Consider the following 21792-nt stretch of genomic DNA (forward strand, 5'->3'; position numbering starts at 1 on the left):
AAATATTTTACTGAGCAAGTGAAATCCGCACATTAACCCCAGCTCTTGTATTGGTAATTGGCGCTGAGGTAGAAATATAAGGCGTTACCCTACGTTGATCAAAGAAAAATTTCAGATTGATCCTGCTATTGATTACATAATCAATAGCAGGTGATATCGTGATTTCTTTTTGTCCTCCAGTACCATAGGCATTGGTTTGATCTAATCTGCTATTACTGATAGAAACGTCTCTTACGGAAATATCTAATTTTAGATTCAAATCATTTTGCAATCCTTTACCGGTGATATTAAACGGTAATTTAAATCCTCTTTTCCTCCAGTTCATTCCAACAATCCATTCTGAGCTTCGGCTTTCACTCAATTGATAATCAATTAAACTTAAGCTCAATTGTCGGCTCTTTCTATATTCTAAATTGAAATTGAACTGACTGATAGTTGTAAAATCAATTTTTAACAACGGTTCAAAACGTTCAGCCATACTGATATTAGGTACTAAAAAGAATGGTATGAAATTTCCACTAGTGGTATCAATAAATCCTGGCGCACTCAATCTAAATGGATCTTGGTATAATAATGCACTACTAAAACTATTCATACTTAATTGACCATTATACCCATGACTAATAGTGAAATTACTAAATACAGAAGCTAGTGCAGGAATTTTAGTAAGCCCTGTGTAAGTCAATTTCCAATTGGGTTTTGGAATGATTCCACTAAACGGGTTTGCGCTTATTCTACTTGCGCCTTCTCTCAAAAGTGCAATGGTATTCGGATCCTTACCTGTATAAGCAGCTAAGAAAGAAGGTATCAATACATCTTGCGCATATCTGCCATAACCTGTTGCATAACCATCTGAAGTAAATTTTTGGTTATTAGGTAATTGCTGCCAATAAGGATTTAAGGCAGCAACTCTCTTAGAAACAATCAATCGATTGGCTTCAAATTCTTTAAATGTAGCAGACAATTCATTAGGATTACTGCTTCCAAATAAAGTATTAAATGCGATATAAGAAACACTAAACCCACCATTGAACAATGGATTTAATTGTCCAAAATTATTCCCTGTTCCAGTAGTATCTTTTATCAGTGCAGAATAGTCTTTGGTAAAAGATTTATCCAAATTAATATCAATTAATAATTCTCTTATTGGCTCTACTTGTGCAGTAATACTAAGCCTTTGTTCAAAGCTTTGTCTGTATAAAAAGTTGAATGTGCTATCCTTACTTAATAACCCTTTTGATATTTTTTGATTAATCCAATTGGCATCGGGCTGCTTTCCAAAAACATAATCTAAACCTGGCGCCATACTCTTAAAATTCTGACCAATAAAATTGGTGCTATCCATATAACCAGGTAATCGACTTCTAAAATTCTCACTATAATTAATGGAGATATTTTTGAACATAGTCAGCAACTTTCCTGCAGATCTTTCTAGTCCCCCCAATTCAGGTACCGTTCCTTCGCGCAACATTTTTTCTGCATTCCGAATATCTCTTCTTTGTTGCCTCCAACGTTTTAATGCATCAGTTCTTTTTTGTCCGGTAAGACCAGCAATCACTTCTTCTTTACTAGGAAATGCAGAACCCAATGGATTCAATGAAGGCGGGGCATTCTTAGCAACTTTTGGATCATTCTTAGCGCGCGGGGGTGGAATATTGTCTAGGGCCCTCATCCACCGAGACTTGGCATATAAATTTCCAAAATTAAATTGTGCGTTTAAATTATTCTCTTGAGAATTTTCAATAGTATTCCCTAAGTCAACAGCAATTCTGCTAGCGCCAATCCAACTATAAGAAGTTCCATAACTATACCTTGCTGTAATCCAATCTGCAAACGGAAATTTATTTAAAGGAATATTATAATTCATTATGGCCTTTTGCTGATACAAGGTATTACGCCCCCCTTTAAAGAAATTATTCCTGACAGAGTCTTTCTCTATTTTCGTGTCAATTCTACCAAATGGCTCATCTACTCGAGCGTTGTTGGTAGCATTAAAGTCTACATTAACTGAGCGGGTTAAATCCCACCGTAAATTATAAAATCGATCAAACGTAAAATACTTATCATAGGTAGTATCTACTCTGTCAACTTTACTATTAATGGTATTTACAATTCGTGGAATAAACTCTCCAAACTGCCGATTGATATCTGCTCTAAAACTTAAAAAGGAAGGCTTCAAATTGACGTTCGCATCTCTTACAAATGCTAGCCAAGGACTCTTACCTTTAATTAATTTTTTTAATGGTTCTATAAATTTATTTTGACCAATATAGGTATAACCTAATCCACCTCTATGACGGGTCACTTTGTTTTGTGTAATTACCGGACTGGTATGTTCTGATTGAGTGAAAGAATAACTGAAATCAAAATTGCTTAAACTAAACAAACCTGCTCTCCCCTGCCCTGGCATTATTCGCACATTAGTAAAGTTTAGGGTTTTAATCGTAGTTATATCTGCAGCTGCTCGCTTGATTGAATCACGTTTATTTGGAGCAGCCGCATTTAGTTTTTCTTTATAATTCACATCCATATCATAAGGATCGAATTCTGGTGTTAAGGTAGATCGATTAATACTTGCATATATAGGTACAGATAGTCTTGCTTTTTTAGGAACTAATTTTCCTGCATCAATATTGGCTGCAACATCAAACTGCATTAAATTGTCTCTTGCTCTTTCATTAACTCTTTGCTCAATGGTTCCAAATCCTTGGGTATAGGTATTAGCAGAAACCGATAATGTTCCTAGATCTGCCAATACCAAATCAACTCTTCCCAATGCAGCAGCACCACCTTTTTCATCTAAACCTGAAAGCCTTAATTCGTTGGCCCATACTTCTGCATTTATTGCAACACCATTGGGTCTTGCGGGGTTTTCTACTGCAACCAAAAATCCACGAACCTCACCTAAATTGGGATTACCCATAATAGAAAAGGTTTTATTGCCAATTATTTTTCTATAGATATTACTTAAAGAGGCACCTGAATTATTTCGCTCTAATTTTAAATCAATTAAATCGCGCAACAAGAAATCAATATTGTTTTCTTCAGGCCAAACCCTTGCCTCTTGTCCTCGCGGATATATACCGGGAGGGGTAATTTTTAATGGCACTTTAACTTCATAATAGTTATTCAAAAAGTCTTGACCAATTCTAATCACTGCTCTAATCTCATTATCTACCACTGGTCTTAAACCAGTAATTGATTCTGCGTGTAAATACATCGATAACTTTGTGTAACGCCTAATATCTAAGTTGAGTGTTTTAAATATACCTCTTGCATCGCCCGGTTGGAGATTATTGACACGCATAGAAATGGCTTGTTCGTTTTGCTGAAGATTAACACCGTTATTACTCAATAATTGCACCCGCTCTACATTCGGAGGCATCAAATAATTAACTGGAGTTCTACTGCTATTCTCTTCTAAGTTGACCGCTAGGGTATTAAACTGAGTGCCAGTGGTAGTATTAATAGGCGTGTATGAACCCGTAGTGTCTAAATTATAAATGAACTGACGCCATTGATTCCTAACCAAATCTAATCTGGCCAATCTTACTACAACTGAATCGTCAAAATCGGTCATGTACAAGCGAACAAAACGTATCGATTTAAAGTCTGGAATATTCCCCACTTTGCGGGTAAAATTTTTGATTGGCACCCTAAATAAATACCAATCTTCTGTTCTAGTTACACCATCAGCAGAATTAACCGCCACTCGCTTTTTATCAGTAATATAGGGGGTTCTACCCACATCCATCCCAGGAACCAATGGAACTTCGTATTCGTAATAAGACTCTGTTTCATTGAGGGTATTGTCTCTGTTTAAATCTTCATTATCTGGAAATAAAGTGGCTGCAGAAGTAAACTGACCACCTGTTGTTGCAACGGGCGAATTACCTTGCGGATTATTAAAATTTTTATACCTCCCCAAAATACCAGTACCAACTGCATCGAAAGCTGGGTCTCTATACCATTGATAGTTGTCATTTGAAGGATCTTGAAAAGCGCGTTGATACACTGCAGAAGCAGGACCAAAATTATTGGCCAACTGATCTAGGATATAACTTTTCTTTCTACGTTCTGCTATATCATCTATCCCATCAAAACCTACATCTTGAAAAACTCGATCATTGGGATCGTTACTGAATGCTTGTGTAATCTGGATAGGGTTCACGGGTGTCTTACCCCAGGTATTACTGCTATCCACTGAAGCAGGAACAGTAGGCGTGTTCATTCCATTTTCATAAAAACGTCGTCCATCTTTTAAAATGTCTTCGCTGATATTTCCAAAATTCAAAAATAGTTTACCACCTCTACTATTTGGATTAGTGATAAATGGATTTTGCATCCAAAATTCAACAAACTCAATATTATTGGTTTCAAAATCAGTTTGATCTATCGCTCGCATAATTCCTCCCCATCTGGTGGATGGATTACTCAAACGGCCATTCGAATTAATTTGTCCGTTTCTAGTTTCAAAATTGTAGGGGCCTTTCTCAGTTGGATAAAAAGCCAAATCAAAAGTGGGTGCTTGAACATCCGTAATATTAGTGGTACGTTGTGGAAACAATTCATTGGTAAAAACCTGACGAACCCTTGGATCACTTAACTCAGCTAAATTTCTGCGCAAAGGATTGTTCGGACTATTCTTGTCTTGTAAATTCGGTTCAATATTGTACCAAGCTAGTTTGGCTCTATTAAAATTATAATTAATTGAGTCGGTTAAAGTAGATTCAGGAAAGCGTGGATTTCCTTGTGGTGTAGAAGCTAGTGCCCATGCAACAAATGGGAAACGCAAATCGATGGATGCCCGTGTACCTTCAAAATCATCAATAAAAATAAGCCCTTGATCGCCTCTTCCTATTTGTGGTGGATGCCCTGGTTTTAATACAGCCGCTTCTCCATATGCATTAATAGAAGACTTTGCTTTGGTAGTATAAAAAGGAAGTTTGTCCAATAAACGTGTTAGTCCTGGTAATTCTGAACGATAACTAAAATCTATCCCATACATGGTATTTCTTATTGGATCATCCCCGTAACCCATTTTAGTAAAGAAGGGACGCTCACCTAATCTAACCATTGATGCACCTACAGATAATTTTTTACTAGCTAAATAATCTACCCTTAATCCGGCAAATCCTCTTTGCTGCATGCCAAAACCAATATTATTTTCAAAGTTTACTTTTATAGGAATATTGGCACTTAAAATTCCTTGATTTAATATTTTAACAGTACCCAAATTATAATCTACAATAAAGTCTGCTCCTTCTCGTAAAATTTGCCCTCCTGCAGTAACAGAAACAGACCCTTGTGGAATATTAAAAGTATTTAAATAAATTTCAGAGCTACCTCCTGCACCTTTTACTTGGCCTTGCATAACAAACCGATTCACATTGGCATAGGTTTGTGCAATCGCTTTAATGGAATCATACAATTGATAGTAAACATATTTATCCTTAGTTGCTTGTGGCAAACCCGTAAATGCAAGCGTATCAAGGTCTTTACCAAAAGGTTCCAATACAGGAAATACCACCCTACCCATTTGCGGTAAAATGGTAAAGCCTTCAATGTAATCGAATACCCCATCTGGTTGAGGATCGTTTCGATTGTTGAGTCGATCTAAATTTAAAATACGCAGAAGGGGCTGTCCATCAACAACAGGAGCTGTTTCAGGTAAAAATCTTTTTAATCCACCACTTGGCTCTTCATATAATACATTTAATTTAAAATCGGTTCTTTCAATGCCTCCAAATAAATCTAGTGAATAAACATTCTTCATCATCCAACTCCAAATAGGCAAATTGGTTCTTTGTGAAGTGGCTTTTAATAATTTTAAGAACAATACTTTTTGCACTCCCTTATTGGAGTCTAAAGAAATATCTTGAGAAAATTCACCTACTTGAAATACCCTTCCATTATAGGTATATTGAAATGCAACCGCTAATACTTCGTCTGCTTGTAGCTGTGTATTAATTGAAATAAAGCCTGCTTGAGGATTAAAATAATATTCGTTTGTAGAAAGTTTTCTAGCGAATGTTTTTTCAAAATCATCTACCGGTCTTAAGCCTTTTCCTAATAATAAACTGTTTACTAATGCAGGATTTCTTGCATTGGGATCACCCGCTAAAGAAGCGAATAAATTATTGGCACCGTTTGCGGGTAATGGATTGTTCGTTAAAGATTGAATAGAAGGATTAAAAGGTGCGGGTTCTCCTAAATCCATCAAGCCTACTACATCTCTTGCATCCGTAGTAGCACCTGTTCTATTTGTCACCCAAACTTCCATCCGCTGAATTTGGACCTGAGAATTTACAACAGGTAAATTGCGCATGGTCTTATTAAAATTATCCCTGAAATATTTTCCTAATAAAAAGTGCCGATTTTCTTCGTACTCATCTAAACGCTTTTGAAAAGTTTGGGTAGCAGCGCCTCCTTGTAAATTTAAACTTTGCCTAGAAGAACGTTGATTAGCTAATGCTCCAGTTACAAATAATTTTCCAAATTGCAATTGCGCTTTAACGCCAAATAAGTTTTGCGCACTCGGAATTAATGTACCCTTCGATTGAAAGGAGATATTACCTGCCTCAATATTTTTAATGATTTCATCATCCATTCCCTTGTAATCTAATTTCAATTGGTTATCAAAACCGAGGTTAGTAAGGGTATTATAATTGATGGGAAATTTAAGCTTGTCACCAATATTGGCGTTCAAGTTTAAGTTAGCATTCATATCAAAATCGAAGCCCCCATTTTTTCTTGCACGCTCTGGCAATGTAGGATTCTTAATATTTTGGCCCTGGTATCCAGCCATCACATTCACTTCACCAGAAGGACGAATATCTACTTTTAAGTTTTGTCCTGTTAATCCAAAAATGCGATCAAATAATTTAGGATAGGTTTGTAAAGGAGGACGTTTGCTTTTTTGGTTTAATAAAAAGAGTGCATCGGCTCTTTTTTTAAAATAATCGTTTTCGGATTTTTTTGATTCCAATTTCCAAAAATCGGCAAAACTAATTGAGGCGGGTTTGCGGTACCAGGTAGATCCAATTTTTTCAGAAACAAAATAAGAATTGGATTTAGGATCGTATTCTGTTCTGCGTTTAACTAAACCGGTGTCTTTAATATCAAATGGATTTTTATTGGGTGCACTATATGCATCACCCCTTCTATCTTGTATTGGGAAACGCAAGCTGTCTTTCTGTTGTGCAATAGCAATATCACACCACAAAATGGTTAAAATAAAAAGTAGCAATGTACCGGTATACTTCAAGAACAGTCCCGCTTGGTTAAGTAAAGCTCAATTCGATGGTCAGAGGTTTTTGAGTGCTTGTTTAATAATGTCTTCTAATGAACTGTTTTCGGGGGTGTTTTGCATGGTTTTCTTAACAGCTTGTTCAGCCATTGCTCTACCAATACCTAATGAAATTAATGCATTTATGGCATCCGAATCCATTTGCGGGGTAACAAATCCGGGTAAAATGTTTTCATTATGCTGTTTGGCCAGTTTATCCCTTAATTCAACAATCAATCTTTCGGCCGATTTTTTCCCTATTCCCTTTATACCCTCTAACTGTTTGGTATTACCCTGCACGATTGCACGAGTAATTTCTTCAGGTTTCATACCCGACAACATCATCCTAGCAGTGGATGCTCCCACCCCAGAAACGCTGATTAATTGTAGAAACAGGTCTTTTTCGGATAGTTCAGCAAAGCCAAATAAAGTATGTGCATTCTCTGTAATATGCAAATAAGTAAACAATTGCCCGCTTTCTTTATTGCTAATTGCAGAAAAGGTATTCAGGCTAATTTGAAGATCATACCCTACTCCATTCACATCTACTACCACTCGGGCAGGCGTTTTAACGGCAAATTGACCACGAACGAATGCTATCATAAATGATACGAAAATAGCAAAAAGAAAGCAATAAGGCGTACCTTCAACCTTTTATATAATCTAGATAATAAATGAATAAAAGAAGCGCAGCTATTACGGCAGTTGGAGGCTTTGTTCCAGAAACAAAGTTGACCAATTTTGATTTAGAAAAAATGGTAGATACCAACGACGAGTGGATTAGAACCAGAACTGGTATTGAAGAAAGAAGAATACTCAAAGAACCAGGCAAAGCCAGCAGCGATATGGCAGTTCCTGCAATACTAGAAATACTTCGTAAAAAAAACCTAGCCCCTACAGATATTGATTGCATTATTTGTGCAACGGTAACACCAGACATGGTATTTCCGGCAACAGCCAATATCATAGCCGACAAATTGGGGGCAACCAATGCTTGGGGATTTGATATGAGTGCTGCCTGTAGTGGATTCTTATATGCAGTTACAACCGGCGCTATGTTCATAGAAAGTGGACGTTACAAAAATGTAATTGTAGTAGGGGTAGATAAAATGAGTTCCATTATTGATTATACAGATAGAGCAACTTGCATCATTTTTGGAGATGGAGCTGGAGCCATTTTATTACAGCCTACCGAAGAGGAAGAAGGTATTAAAGACAGCATCTTACGTAGCGATGGAAGTGGCAGACAATATTTACATATGAAAGCTGGAGGGTCCTTAAAGCCAGCAAGTGTAGAAACAGTAATGGCTAAGGAACACTATGCATATCAAGAAGGCCAAGCTGTTTTCAAATTTGCGGTAAAAGGAATGGCCGATGTGAGTGCAGAATTATTAGAGCGAAATAATTTAACTGCAGAGGATATCGCTTGGTTGGTGCCACATCAGGCCAACTTAAGAATCATTGATGCAACGGCTAATAGAATGGGGCTTCCCAAAGAAAAAGTCATGATCAATATTCAAAAATATGGTAACACAACAGCAGCAACATTACCTCTTTGTTTGTGGGATTGGGAAAAGCAATTAAAGAAAGGAGATAATATTGTTTTAGCAGCATTTGGGGGAGGATTCACTTGGGGTGCCACTTGGATTAAGTGGGCATACGACAGTGAATAATTGCCGACACTATTTTAAAAAAGAAAAGAAGGGTATGAATAAAAAGTTCAAAGGAATTGGAACCACTGCCATACATGCATCTGGTCATAGTAATGCAGAGCATGCACACCTAACACCCATCTATGCCAGTTCAACATTTACCTTTGATACAGCAACAGAAGGCAGTGAACGATTTGCAGGTGCAGATAAAACCAAAATATACAGCAGATGGGGCAATCCAAGTTTTACTGTTGCGGAAGAAATTATTGCAGCACTAGAAACATTTGGACTTACCAACGAAGAAGGTGAGCCGCTGAAAGTCAAAGCCCTATTGCATGCTAGTGGTCAAGCCGCTTTAAGTACCTTATTTTTAGGCACTTTAAGCAAAGGAGACACTGTATTAACGCATCAAGCATTGTATGGTGGCACACACGAGCTCTTGCACAAAGTATTAGCGGATACAGGTGTAGAGACAGTGATGATCAACCTAAATAATGAAGCTGCTATTGAAGCAGCACTTGTTCAATATCCTTCTATAAAATTGATTCATATTGAAACGCCCTCTAATCCTACATTACGTTGTATAGATATAGAAAAGGTATGCATCATTGCAAAAAGCAAAGGCATTTTAGTTTCAGTTGACAACACTGCAGCAACTCCATATTTGCAACAACCATTTAAGTGGGGTGCAGATTTTGTGATGCATAGTACCACTAAATTTTTAAATGGACATGGTACGGCAATTGGTGGAATCTTATTAGGAAAAGACCTTGCTTTAATGAATGGCCCCATTTGGAAATGGCATGTTTTATTGGGAGGCAATAGCAATGCATTCGATTCCTTTTTATTAACGAATGGATTAAAAACACTAGAATTAAGGATGGAGCGACACTGCAGCAATGCAATGCAGGTAGCCGAATATTTATTAAACCATACAGCAGTAGAAAAAGTAAATTATTGCGGACTACCCACTCACCCTGATTATACCATTGCTAAAAAACAAATGAAGCATGCAGGCGCACTAATGAGCTTTGAACTAAAAGGCGGCATTGAAGCAGGGAAAAAATTCATTGATGCATTGCAAATTGGCATTAGAGCCATTTCATTTGGAACACCAGATACTTTGTTATCACACCCTGCAAGCATGAGTCATATGGGATTATCAAAAGAAGAACGTTTGCAATTTGATATCACCGATGGATTAATTAGATTAAGTGTAGGAATAGAAAATATTGAAGACATTATTGCAGACTTTGAACAAGCGCTAAATACACTATGAATATTCAAATCAGAAGAGCAGAAAGCAAAGATTGTGCACGATTACTCGAATTAATAAAAGAGTTGGCTTTATACGAAAAAGCACCCAACGAAGTGACGGTAACCTTAGACCATTTTATTGAAAGTGGATTTGGCGAAAAACCCGTATGGTGGGCATTTGTAGCGGAAGAAACCAAAACAGATGGGAGTACTGAAATACATGGTTTTGCTTTATACTATATTCGATATAGCACTTGGAAAGGACAAAGAATGTACTTAGAAGATATACTGGTAACTGAACAAATGAGGGGACAAAAAATTGGTAAATTATTATTTGACCAACTCATAGAAGAATGTAAGGAAAAAGGATTCAAAGGAATGGTATGGCAGGTATTGGAATGGAATGAACCTGCCATACGATTCTATAAAAAATACAATGCCGATTTTGACCCAGAATGGATTAATTGCAGCTTGAATAATTAGTTAACTCCATTTACGACAACAGCAGTACCTGCAATTTTACCAACCAATCCTTGTAATACTTTACCAGGACCACATTCGGTAAATTCAGTTGCACCGTCTGCAACCATTGCTTGAACAGATTGCGTCCATTTTACTGCACCCGTTAATTGATTAATTAAGTTTTGTTTTATTTCTTGTGGATCAGCAACTGCTTTTGCAACCGTATTTTGATAAACAGGACAAGAAGGTGTGTTAAAAACAGCTGCTTCAATTGCAGCAGCCAATTCAGTTTTGGCTGGAGCCATTAAAGGGGAATGGAAAGCGCCACCGACAGGTAATACCAAAGCACGCTTAGCACCAGCTTCTTTCATTTTTATACAAGCTATTTCAATTGCCTTAACAGAGCCACTTATAACGAGTTGGCCCGGACAATTGTAATTAGCTGCCACTACCACTTCACCAGTCTCAGCTTGAATAGCTGCGCAAATTTCTTCTACTTTTTCATCGGCTAAATTTAACACAGCAGCCATAGTTGAAGGATTTAATTCGCAGGCTTTTTGCATTGCTTTTGCACGAATGCTAACCAGCTCTAAAGCTTTATCAAAAGCCAACACACCATTGGCAACAAGGGCAGAAAACTCACCCAAAGAATGTCCTGCAACCATATCTGGTTTTGCTCCTTCAATTGTTTTAAAAGCAGCAACAGAATGAATAAAAATAGCGGGCTGAGTAATATTGGTTTGCTTGAGCGCTTCATCCGTTCCAGTAAACATGGTGTCGCTGATACGGAAACCAAGGATATCATTGGCTTGCTCAAACAATTCTTTTACAGAGGAATGCGCATCGTATAAATTTTTTCCCATGCCAGTAAACTGAGCACCCTGACCAGGAAAAACAAAAGCATGCTTTGCCATAAATATTTAATTTATGGCAAAGTAAATGATTTTTTAAAACTCAGTTTTTAATTCTAAGTATCTAAGGAATTCTTCCTTGCGTTTTTCTTCTTTAAACTTACCTCCATAGAATGAAGTGATTGTAGACGAAGTATCGTCTTCAACACCTCTACTTGCTACACAAAGGTGTTTTGCATCAATTACAATAGCTACATCTTCGGTCCCTAATTCGCGCTGTAATTCTTTAGCAATTTGCATAGTCAAACGCTCTTGCACTTGAGGACGTTTAGCATAAAACTCAACTAAACGGTTCAATTTGCTTAAGCCAATTACCCTGCCATTGCTAATGTAAGCCAAGTGTGCTTTACCAATGATTGGAACAAAATGGTGTTCACAATTACTGTAAAAAGAAATATTCTTTTCAACCAGCATTTCATTGTACTTGTATTTGTTGTCAAATAAAGCAACTGCGGGTTTATTAGCAGGATTAAGCCCACTAAAAATTTCTTTAACATACATTTTAGCCACACGCTTTGGTGTTCCCTTCAAACTATCATCCGTAAGATCAAGTCCTAGGGTTTCCATGATAGCTCTAAAATGGTCTTGAATAATCGCGATTTTCTCTTCATCCGATTTATCAAAAGCACCAGCTACCATTGGGGTATCCACAGAAGTACTAATATGGTTGTCTCCCATTTCGTCTACAAGGTCTTCATCTGTGAAAATAATCTTATCACCATTCAGTCGGATATTCGACAAAATTTCGTTCTGTTTCATACAATCTAATTTTTAAAGTAAACTTCTCTTCTAGTTTAGCCCTTATTAAGTCGTAAATAACTACTGCAATATTTTCAGCAGTCGGATTCAAGTCTTTAAATTCCTGCGTATCTAGATTCAAATTTTTATGATCAAACCGGTTTAACACCTGTTCCTTAATAATATCGCTCAATATTTTCAAATCAATCAAATAGCCTGTATCAGGATCAATTTCACCTGAAACCTGAACAATCAATTCATAGTTATGGCCATGAAAGTTTTCATTATTACATAATCCAAAAACCGCTTTATTGCGCTCGGCAGACCAAGCTGGGTTATTCAGTCGGTGTGCTGCATTAAAATGCTCCTTGCGGAATACAGTGATTCTTTTATTATTCATTTTTTTATAATCTAAAGTCAAATGCCAAGAGAACGTTGATTATTTGGTACTGTTTCAGAAGTGTGCTGATCAAGTGTCCAAACCAATTGTTCTATAAATCTATCCAAATACGTACCAGAAACCTAAAAAGAGCTTATTTGGCAGATTTTATATAACTATAACGCAAGAAAAAGGATATTGTTTAAAGTTGCTCCCCAAAATATTCCACATAAATGCGGGGTGTTTCATACAACTTTACACAATGCAGCTTCACGGGGCTAGGTAAATGAGGAGCCAATTGGTTCCAAATGGCCAAAGCTAAATTTTCTGTACTACACATTTTACCTGCCATAAAAGGCACATCCATATTCAAATTCTTATGATCTAAGTGGTCAATAACATGAATCTTAATGAGTTTACTGAGTGATTTAACGTCAAATAAGAATCCAGTTTCCGGGTCAGGTATACCTTTAATAGTAATATACAGATCATAATTATGCCCATGCCAGTTTTCATTGGCACAAACTCCAAAAACCTGTTCATTTCGTTCTTTAGACCAAGCAGGGTTGAATAATTTATGAGCTGCATTAAAATGTTCTTGTCTGGTCAGGTACACCATTCCGTTAAAAATTTTTGCAAAGGTACAAAATTGGAGAAAGTTGCGTGTTTTTCGTCAACTTTACAATATGAGGATCGTCATTACATCAGCCACAACAACAGAATGGATGCCTACATTTGTAGACATCAACGAGCTGTACACAGGTAAAAGCCAGCGATTAAAGTTGCAGTTTTATCAATCTGGTGTGGGAATATTGGCCTCAGCTGTTTCGATCACTCGCCTAGCCTTAGAAGAACGACCCGATTTAATTATACAAGCTGGAATAGCGGGAAGTTTCAGTAAAAAATGGGCACCCGGCCAAGTGGTAGTGATTAACAATGAAATGTTAGGAGATACCGGAGTAGAAGAAAAAGGCTACTGGAAAGACCTATTCGACATGAAGCTAGAAAAAAGCAGCTATCATCCTTTCGAGAAAAGAAAACTCCCCAATCCTTGGCTCAAGCAATACAATTTATTGAATTTGCCAGTAGTGGACGGTATAACAGTCAATCAAGTAACAACACAGCCAGATCGAATTATACAATTAAAGAAGAAATATGGAGCTGCCATAGAAAGCATGGAAGGAGCATCACTACATTATGTCGGTAGAGAAACTGGAATTCCTTTTATACAAATAAGAGCCATTTCTAATTATGTTGGCGAAAGAGATAAAAGTAAATGGTTGTTGAAAGAGAGCATTGAAGGACTCAACAAAGCATTGATCCAATATGTTGATAGATTGTATAATGTGAAATAAATCTGAAAAGAATGGCTTTTCAAACAATCTGTAATTATGAAATTTAGTCTGGCATTTTCCCCCTGCCCCAACGATACATTTATTTTTGATGCGCTGGTAAATCAAAAAATAAATACGCATGGCATTTCATTTGATGTGTATTTAGAAGACGTTCAAACCCTTAATGAGTGGGCGTTACAAGGCAAGATGGATTTTTCAAAAATCAGTTATGGGGTATGGAATAAAGTGCACCATCAGTATAACTTATTGAATAGCGGAGGTGCTTTAGGTAAAGGTGTAGGACCTTTATTGATTACCCAACCAGGCAAATTCAATTCAGTAGATGACATGACTATTGCCATACCAGGCGAAAATACCACCGCACATTTGTTATTTAGTTTGGCATATCCCAACGCAACAAAAAAAGTATTCAAGGTATTTCATGAAATAGAAAATGCGGTTCTGAATGGAGAAGTAGATGCCGGTGTAATCATACACGAGAACCGATTCACTTATGAAGCCAAGGGATTAGAAAAAATAATTGACCTCGGTGCATATTGGGAAGAGACGCAACAATTGCCCATTCCTTTAGGCGGAATCATTGCTAAGAAAACAATTGACCCCATAATCATACAACAAGTAGACGCTTTAATTAAGCAAAGTATTGAATATGCATTTGCAAACTATCCAACAGTTGCACCTTATGTAATTGAGCATGCGCAAGAAATGAGCGAAGAAGTAATGCGGCAGCATATTAACCTCTATGTAAATAATTTTTCGCTCGATCTCGGCATCGAAGGCTTACAAGCAGTTGAAAAACTTACACGCATTTAAGGTCTTAATATGTCTGGAAATTTTCATGCCTTCGCTACAATCCGTTAACACGTATTAAATGCTCGGCATGAATTTTCCAGACACAAGTAATCACTAAAGCATGCGTCAGGAAAATTTTTTCTGAGCATTTAAGACTTCGAAGAAGGATTGCAGCGAAGAAAAAATGTTTGCTGATGCATGCACTCATTTAAAACTTGGTACGAGAAATTTCAACTCCAGTAGGATAACTTAAGTCACTTTGATTTTCTACGGTAATAAACACTTCATCAAAGTCAAAAGCAGTAGTAGTCTTGAAACTAGCTTTATCTCCGTTGGTCACTAATAGCTGACCAACATTCTTGGTACCCTGCCCTTTTGATACTACCCAAATACTGTAATTGGTTCCAGCAGGAACTAAACGATCAGGACTTGCCAGATTACGTGCCGTAATCTCAAGCGTATTGTTTTTATTGTCATCCGTCTTTTTTTTCGCGGTAATTTCAGCAGCAGGAACTACAGAAGAAATAGGAAATTTGGCGGTGGTAGCACAAGATGCAAAGGCAACAAACGATGTCAATACAAAGAAGTAATTGAACAATTTCATAAATAAGATTTTAGATAAATGTGATTTGCTGTAATCAGAAAATATCTAAATCATACAGTAAGCTACAACTAATAATGCATGTAACCACAACACAAACTGTTAATAATTATCATTTTGCATTTTGAAAATCAAAGGAAACAGTTAAGTATTCCCAACTTAGCTCCACTTTAGCTTTATCATTTCCAGTTGGAATAATTTTATATTCAAGCGCTTCGGTTAAGCTTTTATTTTTCTTTGGCCTAGTTACAATCCGGATCAAATCATTTTCTTGGTTATACGCGTCCGCCAAATGCATATCCCAATCTTTACTCAATATTAGTGTCCATTGATTTTTATCGGGAATAGTAAAAAAACCATATTTACCCTTTGGAATCAATTTATTGTTGATTAGAACATCAGCAGAAAACTCAATCCATGTGGCTTTATGTGCACCAGTTGCCCAAACTTGACCATAAGCAACTAATCCGTTCCAAATACTCCTTCCTCTAACACTTGGAGAACCATAATCTATATGTACATGATTATCTCCAACCATTTCCATCACAGAAGTTCTAGGACTTTTAGCTTTCACAACAGTATCCTTAGGCATGGTATGGTTTTCATGCTGAGCAATACCCACCAATGAAAAAAATAAAGCAATAAAAAACAGAAAAGCACTACGCATAAAAAATCATTTAATATTCAACACTAAAAGTAACATTTAAAGTTAAGGCATGCTGCCGCTTTGAAGCCTAATTATATATGGTTGACTGTGGGAAAATTTTCACTGCGCATTTAAGACTTCTATATGCGCTACGTTGAAGTATAGATTCAATTGGTTCTCTGGGGAAAAATTCTTCACATTTAAGACCTTGAAAAGGGATTGTAGTGAAGAATTTTTCAACCCCAGAGAACCAAATAAAATTTAAACAGGCTTCAACGCAGCAGCATAGGTTTCAAGAACACGCTTCCGCGCAACTTCATGCACTACAATAGGCTGCGGATAATTGAACTCTTGAAACTCAGGTACCCATTGCTTAATATACTTTAGATCTTTATCAAATTTTTCCGTTTGTAAGTAAGGATTAAACACCCTGAAGTAAGGTGCTGCATCGCAACCACTACTGGCCGCCCATTGCCAACTACCATTATTTGCCGACAAATCGAAGTCTAATAATTTATTCGCAAAATAAGCTTCCCCCCAACGCCAATCGATGAGTAAATGCTTGGTCAAGAAAGAAGCCACAATCATTCTCACACGATTGTGCATAAAACCTGTAGCATTTAATTCACGCATTCCAGCATCCACAATAGGATAACCTGTTTTTCCTTCGCACCACTTTTGAAACTCGGCTTCATTATTGCGCCATTTAATTTTTTCGTATTCTGCTTTGAAAGCATGCCCCTTACCTACTTTAGGAAAATGCCATAGAATCATTTGATAAAAATCTCTCCAGATTAATTCATTCAAATAAGTTTCGTTTAATCCAGCGGCAATAGTAGCTAAAGCACGAACGCTTACTGTGCCAAAACGCAAGTGCACGCCCATTTTAGAAGTCCCTTTTTCCAATGCAGGAAAATCTCTGTTTTGACTGTATTTACGAACGATTTCCTCATCTAATTTTTTCGAAGGAAATTCAATTGGTACTTCTTGAAAATTCATGGAAGCAAGAGACGGAATATGAATAGGCGATTGCTTGTAAAAAGCAGTAAAATATTGTTCGGTTAAATAAGGCTTCAAATAATCAGCATTAAGTTTTGCCTTCCATTTTTTTGAATAAGGTGTAAATACGGTGTAGGGTTTACCATCATCTTTAGTTACTTCATCTTTTTCAAAAATCACTTGGTCCTTATATGTTTCAAACCCAACACCAGCCTGAGTAAGCAGATCAGCAATGGACTTATCTCGCTCTAAGGCATAAGGCTCATAATCGTGATTAGCAAATACAGTTTTTATGGTATACAACTGAACCAACTGCGCGAAAATATCCAATGGCTTTCCATGGAATACTTGCAAAGTGCTTCCCATTCCAACTAGTTCGGTTTGCATTTCAGTCAAGGCGGAATGTATAAATGCCACGCGCTTGTCTGACTTATCTTGCAATTGATCCAAAATAGTGGTATCAAAAATGAATATAGGCAAAACAGGAACTCCCGATTTCAATGCATGATACAAAGCAGCATTGTCTTTTAATCTCAGGTCTCTTCTAAACCAAATTATGTTTACTATAGGTTTCATTACAACTATTTTATCTTAAACAATAGAGAATCTAAAAAGTTTAAAAGGAAGGTTGTAAATCAATTGCAACAGTAAACATGCAAATGAACCTATATATTCTTAGGAAAAGGATCTGCAAAACCTATTGAGTCATTCATAAAACGCAGTTCATCTTCTAGCAATAAACATTTTTCTAGTGCTGCAGTCACAGTTGCTTGATCAATATCTTGTCCAATAAATACTAATTCATTCATACGATCGCCCCAGACTTTATGCCACTTTGATTCAATATAGGTTTGATTTTCAACAAAAGAGGGATACTTGATTCGTTCCGCATAAGGCATGCTCATCCACCAAACACCCGCTGTTTCTAATCTTGAAGATCCCCCAGCTTGACTAAAATTAATGGCTTCATTAGGTCTAGATGCCAACCAAAATAACCCCTTTGCACGTATGACACCCATTGGGTATTCATTATTTAAATACTGCCAAAATCGCAAAGGATGAAATGGTTTTTGATTTCTGAAAACGAAAGAGCTTATGCCGTATTCTTCCGTTTCTGGGGTGTGCACTCCCCCTTCTAATTCTTTTTGCCAACCAGCAGCATGTTGGGCTTCTTCAAAATCAAAAAGACCCGTATTCAGCAATTCATTGGGATCCACTTTTGAAAATGAAGTAGCAATGAGCTTAGCAGTTGGATTTAGTTTTTTGATTGCCGCATTTAATAAGCCAAGGGTTGGTGCATCAATTAAATCAGTTTTATTCAATACAATTACATTAGCAAATTCAATTTGATCGGTAAGTAAGTTTACAATAGTCCTGTAATCTCCATCGATATCTGTTAATTTTCGATCTATCAACAATTCATTGGTACCAAAATCTTTAAAGAAATTAAAGCAATCAACCACTGTAACCAATGTATCAATATAACTAAATTGAGAGAGATCAATTTTTCCATCCTCACTTACAAAACTAAAGGTTTGTGCAACCGGAACTGGCTCTCCAATACCAGTGTTCTCAATGAGCAAGTAATCAAATCGATTTTCGTTCGCTAATTTTTCAACTTCCACCATCAAGTCTTCTCTCAATGTGCAACAAATACATCCATTACTCATTTCAACTAACTTCTCCTCTGTTCGTGACAATACATTTTGGTTCTTAACCAAATTAGCATCTACGTTCACTTCACTCATATCATTTACAATAACAGCTACCTTCAAACCCACTTTGTTATGCAGAATATGATTGAGCAGCGTTGTTTTTCCAGAACCTAAAAATCCACTTAATAGTGTAACAGGTAATTTACGTTTATTCATTATGCAACTTTGTTGCAAAATAAAGCAATTGTTTCAATAATGCAACAATGTTGCAAGTAATTTCAAACTAAAACATACCTGCAATAATTTCTTTATACAAATGCGGCACTAACTGATGTGCATAGGAACGCTTGCCGCATTGCTTAACCCAACGCATTCCATAAATGGCATTGGTTAAAAATACTTCAGACGCATTGGCCAAATCAGCTACAGTAACTATCCCCTCTTTTACTTCATAGCCTTTAGCGTTTAATTGCTTTAAAACAAATCGACGCATCACCCCTGCTACTGGACCTTCAGATAAAGTGGGCGTTAAAATAGTTCCATTGGTAATTAGAAAAATATTTGCAATGGTTGCATCAGCAATATTGCCTTGTGGATTTAATAAAATCGCATCATTTAAATGATGTTCTTTAGCCCATATTGCAGCCATCGCATAGCCTAAATAATTATTCGATTTCAATAAAGAGAAATGATCAGCATGTTTTACCGCAGCAGCATAAATATCAATCTCTAAACCGTTTTCGTTTAATCGATTATTCATTGGGTTCAATGCCCATGTTTGTATGAGTAAGTGTGGAAAATGATTTTGTTCATCATAAATTCCACCATCCCCTCTATAAATAGTAACTCGAACCCGAGCTAATTGATGATGTTGATTTTTAGCAACTAATTGTTGAACAGCATCCACAATATAATCGGTGGTAAAATAAGCCGGCGGTTTAAAATGCAGGGTATTTAAAGTAGCAAATAAACGCTCCATATGCAACTGCTCAAGTAAAATCTTTCCCTTGTGCCATTTCATCGTTTCAAAAAAGCCGTCCCCATACCTAAATGACCGATTATTCGGTGAAATAAGCAGTTTATCTTGCTTTAAATATTTGCCATCACTAAAAAGAAATTGCGGAACTACCATAGAACAAAGATAGATTGAAGCTAAATTCGTAGTATGAAAATCTCCGAGATAACCAAAGCACTAGAAAACTTTGCCCCACTTGCGTATCAGGAGTCTTACGACAATGCAGGCCTAATTACAGGATCAGCCAATTGGGAATGTAATGGTGTCGTTTGCACCCTAGATGCCACCCTTGCAGTATTGCAAGAAGCCAAAGCTTCGGGGGCTAATTTGGTAGTAGCCCATCATCCAATTTTATTTAAAGGCATTACCAAAATCACAGGAAAAAACTATGTGGAAGAGGCCTTGATTTATGCAATCAAACATGATATAGCTATTTATGCAATCCATACTAATTTAGACAATGTATGGGGCGGGGTTAACAGTGTCATTGCTCAAAAATTAGGATTAACGCATTGCCAAATTTTGCAACCCAAGCAATCCATATTAACCAAACTGGTAACTTTTGTACCCACCCCACAATTAGCGCAAGTACAAGAAGCATTATTTGCTGCGGGTGCAGGCAATATTGGAGAGTATAGTGAAACCAGTTTTAGTTCTGGGGGGATTGGAAGCTTTCGCGGATCAGCACTGTCAAATCCTACCATTGGCACCCAAGGAGTGCGGGAACTAGTAGCAGAAAGCCGACTCGAAGTAATATTACCTAATTATTTGGAACATTCAGTGGTAGCAGCACTAATAGCGGCCCACCCATACGAAGAAGTGGCGTATGATTTAATTCCCCTGAACAATTTGAACCAAAAAGTAGGGTCTGGAGTGATTGGACAGTTGCAATCCCCCATGGAAGAAAATGCCTTTTTAAGCTTATTAAGGACTCAATTTGACCTAAAATTGATTAAACACACCCCATTATTAGGTAAAAAAGTAGAAAAAGTGGCCCTTTGTGGTGGAGCAGGCAGTTTCCTAATTAAAGAAGCTATAGTTGCAGGTGCAGACTTTTTTGTGACTGCAGACATTAAATACCATGAGTTTTTTGATGCTAATAACCAGCTGGTTGTAGCTGATATTGGTCACTGGGAAAGTGAACAATACACGATTGACTTGCTTTTTTCGCTAATAACCAGCAAATTCCCTAACTTTGCCGTCCTAAAAACAAGCGTTCAGACAAATCCTGTACGTTATTTTTTAGGATAAACTCTATAATTACCAACACGATATGGCATCTGCAAAAGATTTCTCCGTTGAAGAAAAATTAGTAAACCTGTTGCGTTTACAAAAGATTGACAGCAAACTAGACGAAATTCAAGTTTTAAAGGGAGAACTTCCAATGGAAGTGAGCGACCTAGAAGATGAAATACTAGGGTTATCTGCTCGTCAGACCCGCATTGAAGAAGAAATTAATGGTATTGGCGAATTCATTGAAGGAAAGAAAAACGCTATTAAAGAAAGCGAAGCATTAATTGCTAAATACGAAAAGCAAAGCGAGAACGTAAAAAACAATCGTGAATTCGAAGCCATCAATAAAGAGGTAGAAATGCAACAGCTTGAGGTTAAACTCTGCGAAAAGCATATTCGTGATGCAAACGAAGAATTAGCCGAAAAAGTAAAGCAATTGGAGAATGCCAAGAAAATGGTGGCAGTGAAAGAAGGGGTTTTAAACCACAAGAAAGGTGAATTAGAAAAAATCATTGCTGATACAGTAAAAGAAGAAACAGAATTAAACGGATACAGTGCAGACGCAAGAGCACATATTGATGAGCGTTTAATTTACAGCTACGATAGAATCAGAACCAGCTACAGAAACGGTTTAGCAGTTGTTGCTGTTGAGCGTGATGCTTGTGGCGGTTGCTTCAATTCTATTCCACCTCAACGTCAAAGTGAAATTCGTTTGCATAAAAAAATTATCGTTTGCGAAAACTGCGGACGTATTTTAGTAGATGCAGATTTGAATGATAGTGTGGATGTAAAATAAATTAGCAGCATTT

General features: G+C 37.0%; 18 protein-coding genes. 7 read left to right on the forward strand and 11 right to left on the reverse strand.

What is annotated here, in order from left to right:
- Nucleotides 1-7: 7 nt before the first annotated feature.
- Together sprA and ruvA are read right to left on the reverse strand one after the other, a co-directional pair.
- Nucleotides 8-7267, reverse strand: coding sequence for a cell surface protein SprA (sprA, locus tag ACTIEI_RS13220; RefSeq protein WP_439506767.1), 7260 nt, complete (start codon nucleotides 7265-7267; stop codon nucleotides 8-10).
- 39 nt (nucleotides 7268-7306) lie between these two features.
- Nucleotides 7307-7891: a Holliday junction branch migration protein RuvA gene (ruvA, locus tag ACTIEI_RS13225; protein ID WP_439506768.1), complete on the reverse strand. Its 585-nt coding sequence runs from the start codon at nucleotides 7889-7891 to the stop codon at nucleotides 7307-7309.
- A gap of 71 nt (nucleotides 7892-7962) precedes the next feature.
- Between ruvA and ACTIEI_RS13230 the strand changes: the two genes are divergently transcribed.
- The 3 genes from ACTIEI_RS13230 to ACTIEI_RS13240 are packed head-to-tail and all read left to right on the forward strand — an operon-like array spanning nucleotide 7963 to nucleotide 10680.
- Nucleotides 7963-8961, forward strand: coding sequence for a beta-ketoacyl-ACP synthase III (locus tag ACTIEI_RS13230; protein WP_439506769.1), 999 nt, complete (start codon nucleotides 7963-7965; stop codon nucleotides 8959-8961).
- A 34-nt stretch (nucleotides 8962-8995) separates the two neighbouring features.
- The gene (locus tag ACTIEI_RS13235; RefSeq protein ID WP_439506770.1) at nucleotides 8996-10219 is read left to right on the forward strand and encodes a trans-sulfuration enzyme family protein; all 1224 of its coding nucleotides are present in this window, start codon (nucleotides 8996-8998) and stop codon (nucleotides 10217-10219) included.
- Nucleotides 10216-10680, forward strand: a complete 465-nt coding sequence (locus tag ACTIEI_RS13240; protein WP_439506771.1) for a GNAT family N-acetyltransferase — start codon at nucleotides 10216-10218, stop codon at nucleotides 10678-10680. Before ACTIEI_RS13235 ends, ACTIEI_RS13240 begins: the two co-directional genes overlap by 4 nt.
- Here the strand turns inward: ACTIEI_RS13240 and fabD are convergent.
- The 4 genes from fabD to ACTIEI_RS13260 form a co-directional block, all read right to left on the reverse strand.
- Complete coding sequence (gene fabD / locus ACTIEI_RS13245; protein ID WP_439506772.1) at nucleotides 10677-11573, reverse strand: ACP S-malonyltransferase; 897 nt, start codon at nucleotides 11571-11573, stop codon at nucleotides 10677-10679. The two genes, ACTIEI_RS13240 and fabD, sit on opposite strands and share 4 nt — an antisense overlap.
- A gap of 33 nt (nucleotides 11574-11606) precedes the next feature.
- Entirely contained in the window at nucleotides 11607-12329 is a 723-nt protein-coding gene (folE, locus tag ACTIEI_RS13250; protein WP_439506773.1) for a GTP cyclohydrolase I FolE, read from the reverse strand.
- Entirely contained in the window at nucleotides 12286-12708 is a 423-nt protein-coding gene (locus tag ACTIEI_RS13255; protein WP_439506774.1) for a 6-pyruvoyl trahydropterin synthase family protein, read from the reverse strand. The genes folE and ACTIEI_RS13255 overlap by 44 nt, the downstream gene beginning before the upstream one ends.
- A gap of 181 nt (nucleotides 12709-12889) precedes the next feature.
- Nucleotides 12890-13306: a 6-pyruvoyl trahydropterin synthase family protein gene (locus ACTIEI_RS13260; RefSeq protein WP_439506775.1), complete on the reverse strand. Its 417-nt coding sequence runs from the start codon at nucleotides 13304-13306 to the stop codon at nucleotides 12890-12892.
- Nucleotides 13307-13373: 67 nt separating this feature from the next.
- Between ACTIEI_RS13260 and mqnB the strand changes: the two genes are divergently transcribed.
- Both mqnB and ACTIEI_RS13270 read left to right on the forward strand, forming a co-directional pair.
- A complete protein-coding gene (gene mqnB / locus ACTIEI_RS13265; RefSeq protein ID WP_439506776.1) occupies nucleotides 13374-14042 on the forward strand; it encodes a futalosine hydrolase in 669 nt (222 codons plus the stop codon).
- 36 nt (nucleotides 14043-14078) lie between these two features.
- The gene (locus ACTIEI_RS13270) at nucleotides 14079-14855 is read left to right on the forward strand and encodes a 1,4-dihydroxy-6-naphthoate synthase (RefSeq protein ID WP_439506777.1); all 777 of its coding nucleotides are present in this window, start codon (nucleotides 14079-14081) and stop codon (nucleotides 14853-14855) included.
- A gap of 187 nt (nucleotides 14856-15042) precedes the next feature.
- Here ACTIEI_RS13270 and ACTIEI_RS13275 read toward each other — a convergent pair whose 3' ends face one another.
- The 5 genes from ACTIEI_RS13275 to ACTIEI_RS13295 all read right to left on the reverse strand — a co-directional run bounded on the left by ACTIEI_RS13275 (nucleotide 15043) and on the right by ACTIEI_RS13295 (nucleotide 19867).
- The gene (locus tag ACTIEI_RS13275) at nucleotides 15043-15438 is read right to left on the reverse strand and encodes a hypothetical protein (RefSeq protein WP_439506778.1); all 396 of its coding nucleotides are present in this window, start codon (nucleotides 15436-15438) and stop codon (nucleotides 15043-15045) included.
- A gap of 109 nt (nucleotides 15439-15547) precedes the next feature.
- Nucleotides 15548-16102, reverse strand: coding sequence for a DUF2911 domain-containing protein (locus tag ACTIEI_RS13280; RefSeq protein WP_439506779.1), 555 nt, complete (start codon nucleotides 16100-16102; stop codon nucleotides 15548-15550).
- 240 nt (nucleotides 16103-16342) lie between these two features.
- Nucleotides 16343-17656, reverse strand: a complete 1314-nt coding sequence (locus ACTIEI_RS13285; RefSeq protein ID WP_439506780.1) for a cryptochrome/photolyase family protein — start codon at nucleotides 17654-17656, stop codon at nucleotides 16343-16345.
- Between the two features lie 89 nt (nucleotides 17657-17745).
- The gene (locus tag ACTIEI_RS13290) at nucleotides 17746-18951 is read right to left on the reverse strand and encodes a GTP-binding protein (protein WP_439506781.1); all 1206 of its coding nucleotides are present in this window, start codon (nucleotides 18949-18951) and stop codon (nucleotides 17746-17748) included.
- Between the two features lie 67 nt (nucleotides 18952-19018).
- Nucleotides 19019-19867: an aminotransferase class IV gene (locus ACTIEI_RS13295; protein ID WP_439506782.1), complete on the reverse strand. Its 849-nt coding sequence runs from the start codon at nucleotides 19865-19867 to the stop codon at nucleotides 19019-19021.
- Between the two features lie 33 nt (nucleotides 19868-19900).
- Here ACTIEI_RS13295 and ACTIEI_RS13300 point away from each other — a divergent pair, with 33 nt between their 5' ends.
- Both ACTIEI_RS13300 and ACTIEI_RS13305 read left to right on the forward strand, forming a co-directional pair.
- Nucleotides 19901-21001 (forward strand): Nif3-like dinuclear metal center hexameric protein, encoded by a 1101-nt coding sequence (locus tag ACTIEI_RS13300; RefSeq protein ID WP_439506783.1) that lies wholly within the window; start codon nucleotides 19901-19903, stop codon nucleotides 20999-21001.
- Between the two features lie 22 nt (nucleotides 21002-21023).
- Nucleotides 21024-21779, forward strand: coding sequence for a zinc ribbon domain-containing protein (locus ACTIEI_RS13305; protein ID WP_439506784.1), 756 nt, complete (start codon nucleotides 21024-21026; stop codon nucleotides 21777-21779).
- The last annotated feature ends 13 nt before the right edge of the window (nucleotides 21780-21792 follow it).

The sequence above is a fragment of the Sediminibacterium sp. genome (assembly GCF_051860225.1).
Classification (GTDB): domain Bacteria; phylum Bacteroidota; class Bacteroidia; order Chitinophagales; family Chitinophagaceae; genus Sediminibacterium.

Excerpts from the sequence above, each read along its gene's own strand:
- ACTIEI_RS13230 (WP_439506769.1), top strand. The coding sequence starts at position 7,963 with ATGAATAAAAGAAGCGCAGCTATTACGGCAGTTGGAGGCTTTGTTCCA.
- ACTIEI_RS13255 (WP_439506774.1), bottom strand. The coding sequence starts at position 12,708 with ATGAATAATAAAAGAATCACTGTATTCCGCAAGGAGCATTTTAATGCA.
- ACTIEI_RS13275 (WP_439506778.1), bottom strand. The coding sequence starts at position 15,438 with ATGAAATTGTTCAATTACTTCTTTGTATTGACATCGTTTGTTGCCTTT.
- ACTIEI_RS13270 (WP_439506777.1), top strand. The coding sequence starts at position 14,079 with ATGAAATTTAGTCTGGCATTTTCCCCCTGCCCCAACGATACATTTATT.
- ACTIEI_RS13235 (WP_439506770.1), top strand. The coding sequence starts at position 8,996 with ATGAATAAAAAGTTCAAAGGAATTGGAACCACTGCCATACATGCATCT.
- mqnB (WP_439506776.1), top strand. The coding sequence starts at position 13,374 with ATGAGGATCGTCATTACATCAGCCACAACAACAGAATGGATGCCTACA.
- ruvA (WP_439506768.1), bottom strand. The coding sequence starts at position 7,891 with ATGATAGCATTCGTTCGTGGTCAATTTGCCGTTAAAACGCCTGCCCGA.
- ACTIEI_RS13240 (WP_439506771.1), top strand. The coding sequence starts at position 10,216 with ATGAATATTCAAATCAGAAGAGCAGAAAGCAAAGATTGTGCACGATTA.
- ACTIEI_RS13295 (WP_439506782.1), bottom strand. The coding sequence starts at position 19,867 with ATGGTAGTTCCGCAATTTCTTTTTAGTGATGGCAAATATTTAAAGCAA.
- fabD (WP_439506772.1), bottom strand. The coding sequence starts at position 11,573 with ATGGCAAAGCATGCTTTTGTTTTTCCTGGTCAGGGTGCTCAGTTTACT.
- folE (WP_439506773.1), bottom strand. The coding sequence starts at position 12,329 with ATGAAACAGAACGAAATTTTGTCGAATATCCGACTGAATGGTGATAAG.
- ACTIEI_RS13285 (WP_439506780.1), bottom strand. The coding sequence starts at position 17,656 with ATGAAACCTATAGTAAACATAATTTGGTTTAGAAGAGACCTGAGATTA.
- ACTIEI_RS13290 (WP_439506781.1), bottom strand. The coding sequence starts at position 18,951 with ATGAATAAACGTAAATTACCTGTTACACTATTAAGTGGATTTTTAGGT.
- ACTIEI_RS13305 (WP_439506784.1), top strand. The coding sequence starts at position 21,024 with ATGGCATCTGCAAAAGATTTCTCCGTTGAAGAAAAATTAGTAAACCTG.
- ACTIEI_RS13260 (WP_439506775.1), bottom strand. The coding sequence starts at position 13,306 with ATGGTGTACCTGACCAGACAAGAACATTTTAATGCAGCTCATAAATTA.
- ACTIEI_RS13280 (WP_439506779.1), bottom strand. The coding sequence starts at position 16,102 with ATGCGTAGTGCTTTTCTGTTTTTTATTGCTTTATTTTTTTCATTGGTG.
- ACTIEI_RS13300 (WP_439506783.1), top strand. The coding sequence starts at position 19,901 with ATGAAAATCTCCGAGATAACCAAAGCACTAGAAAACTTTGCCCCACTT.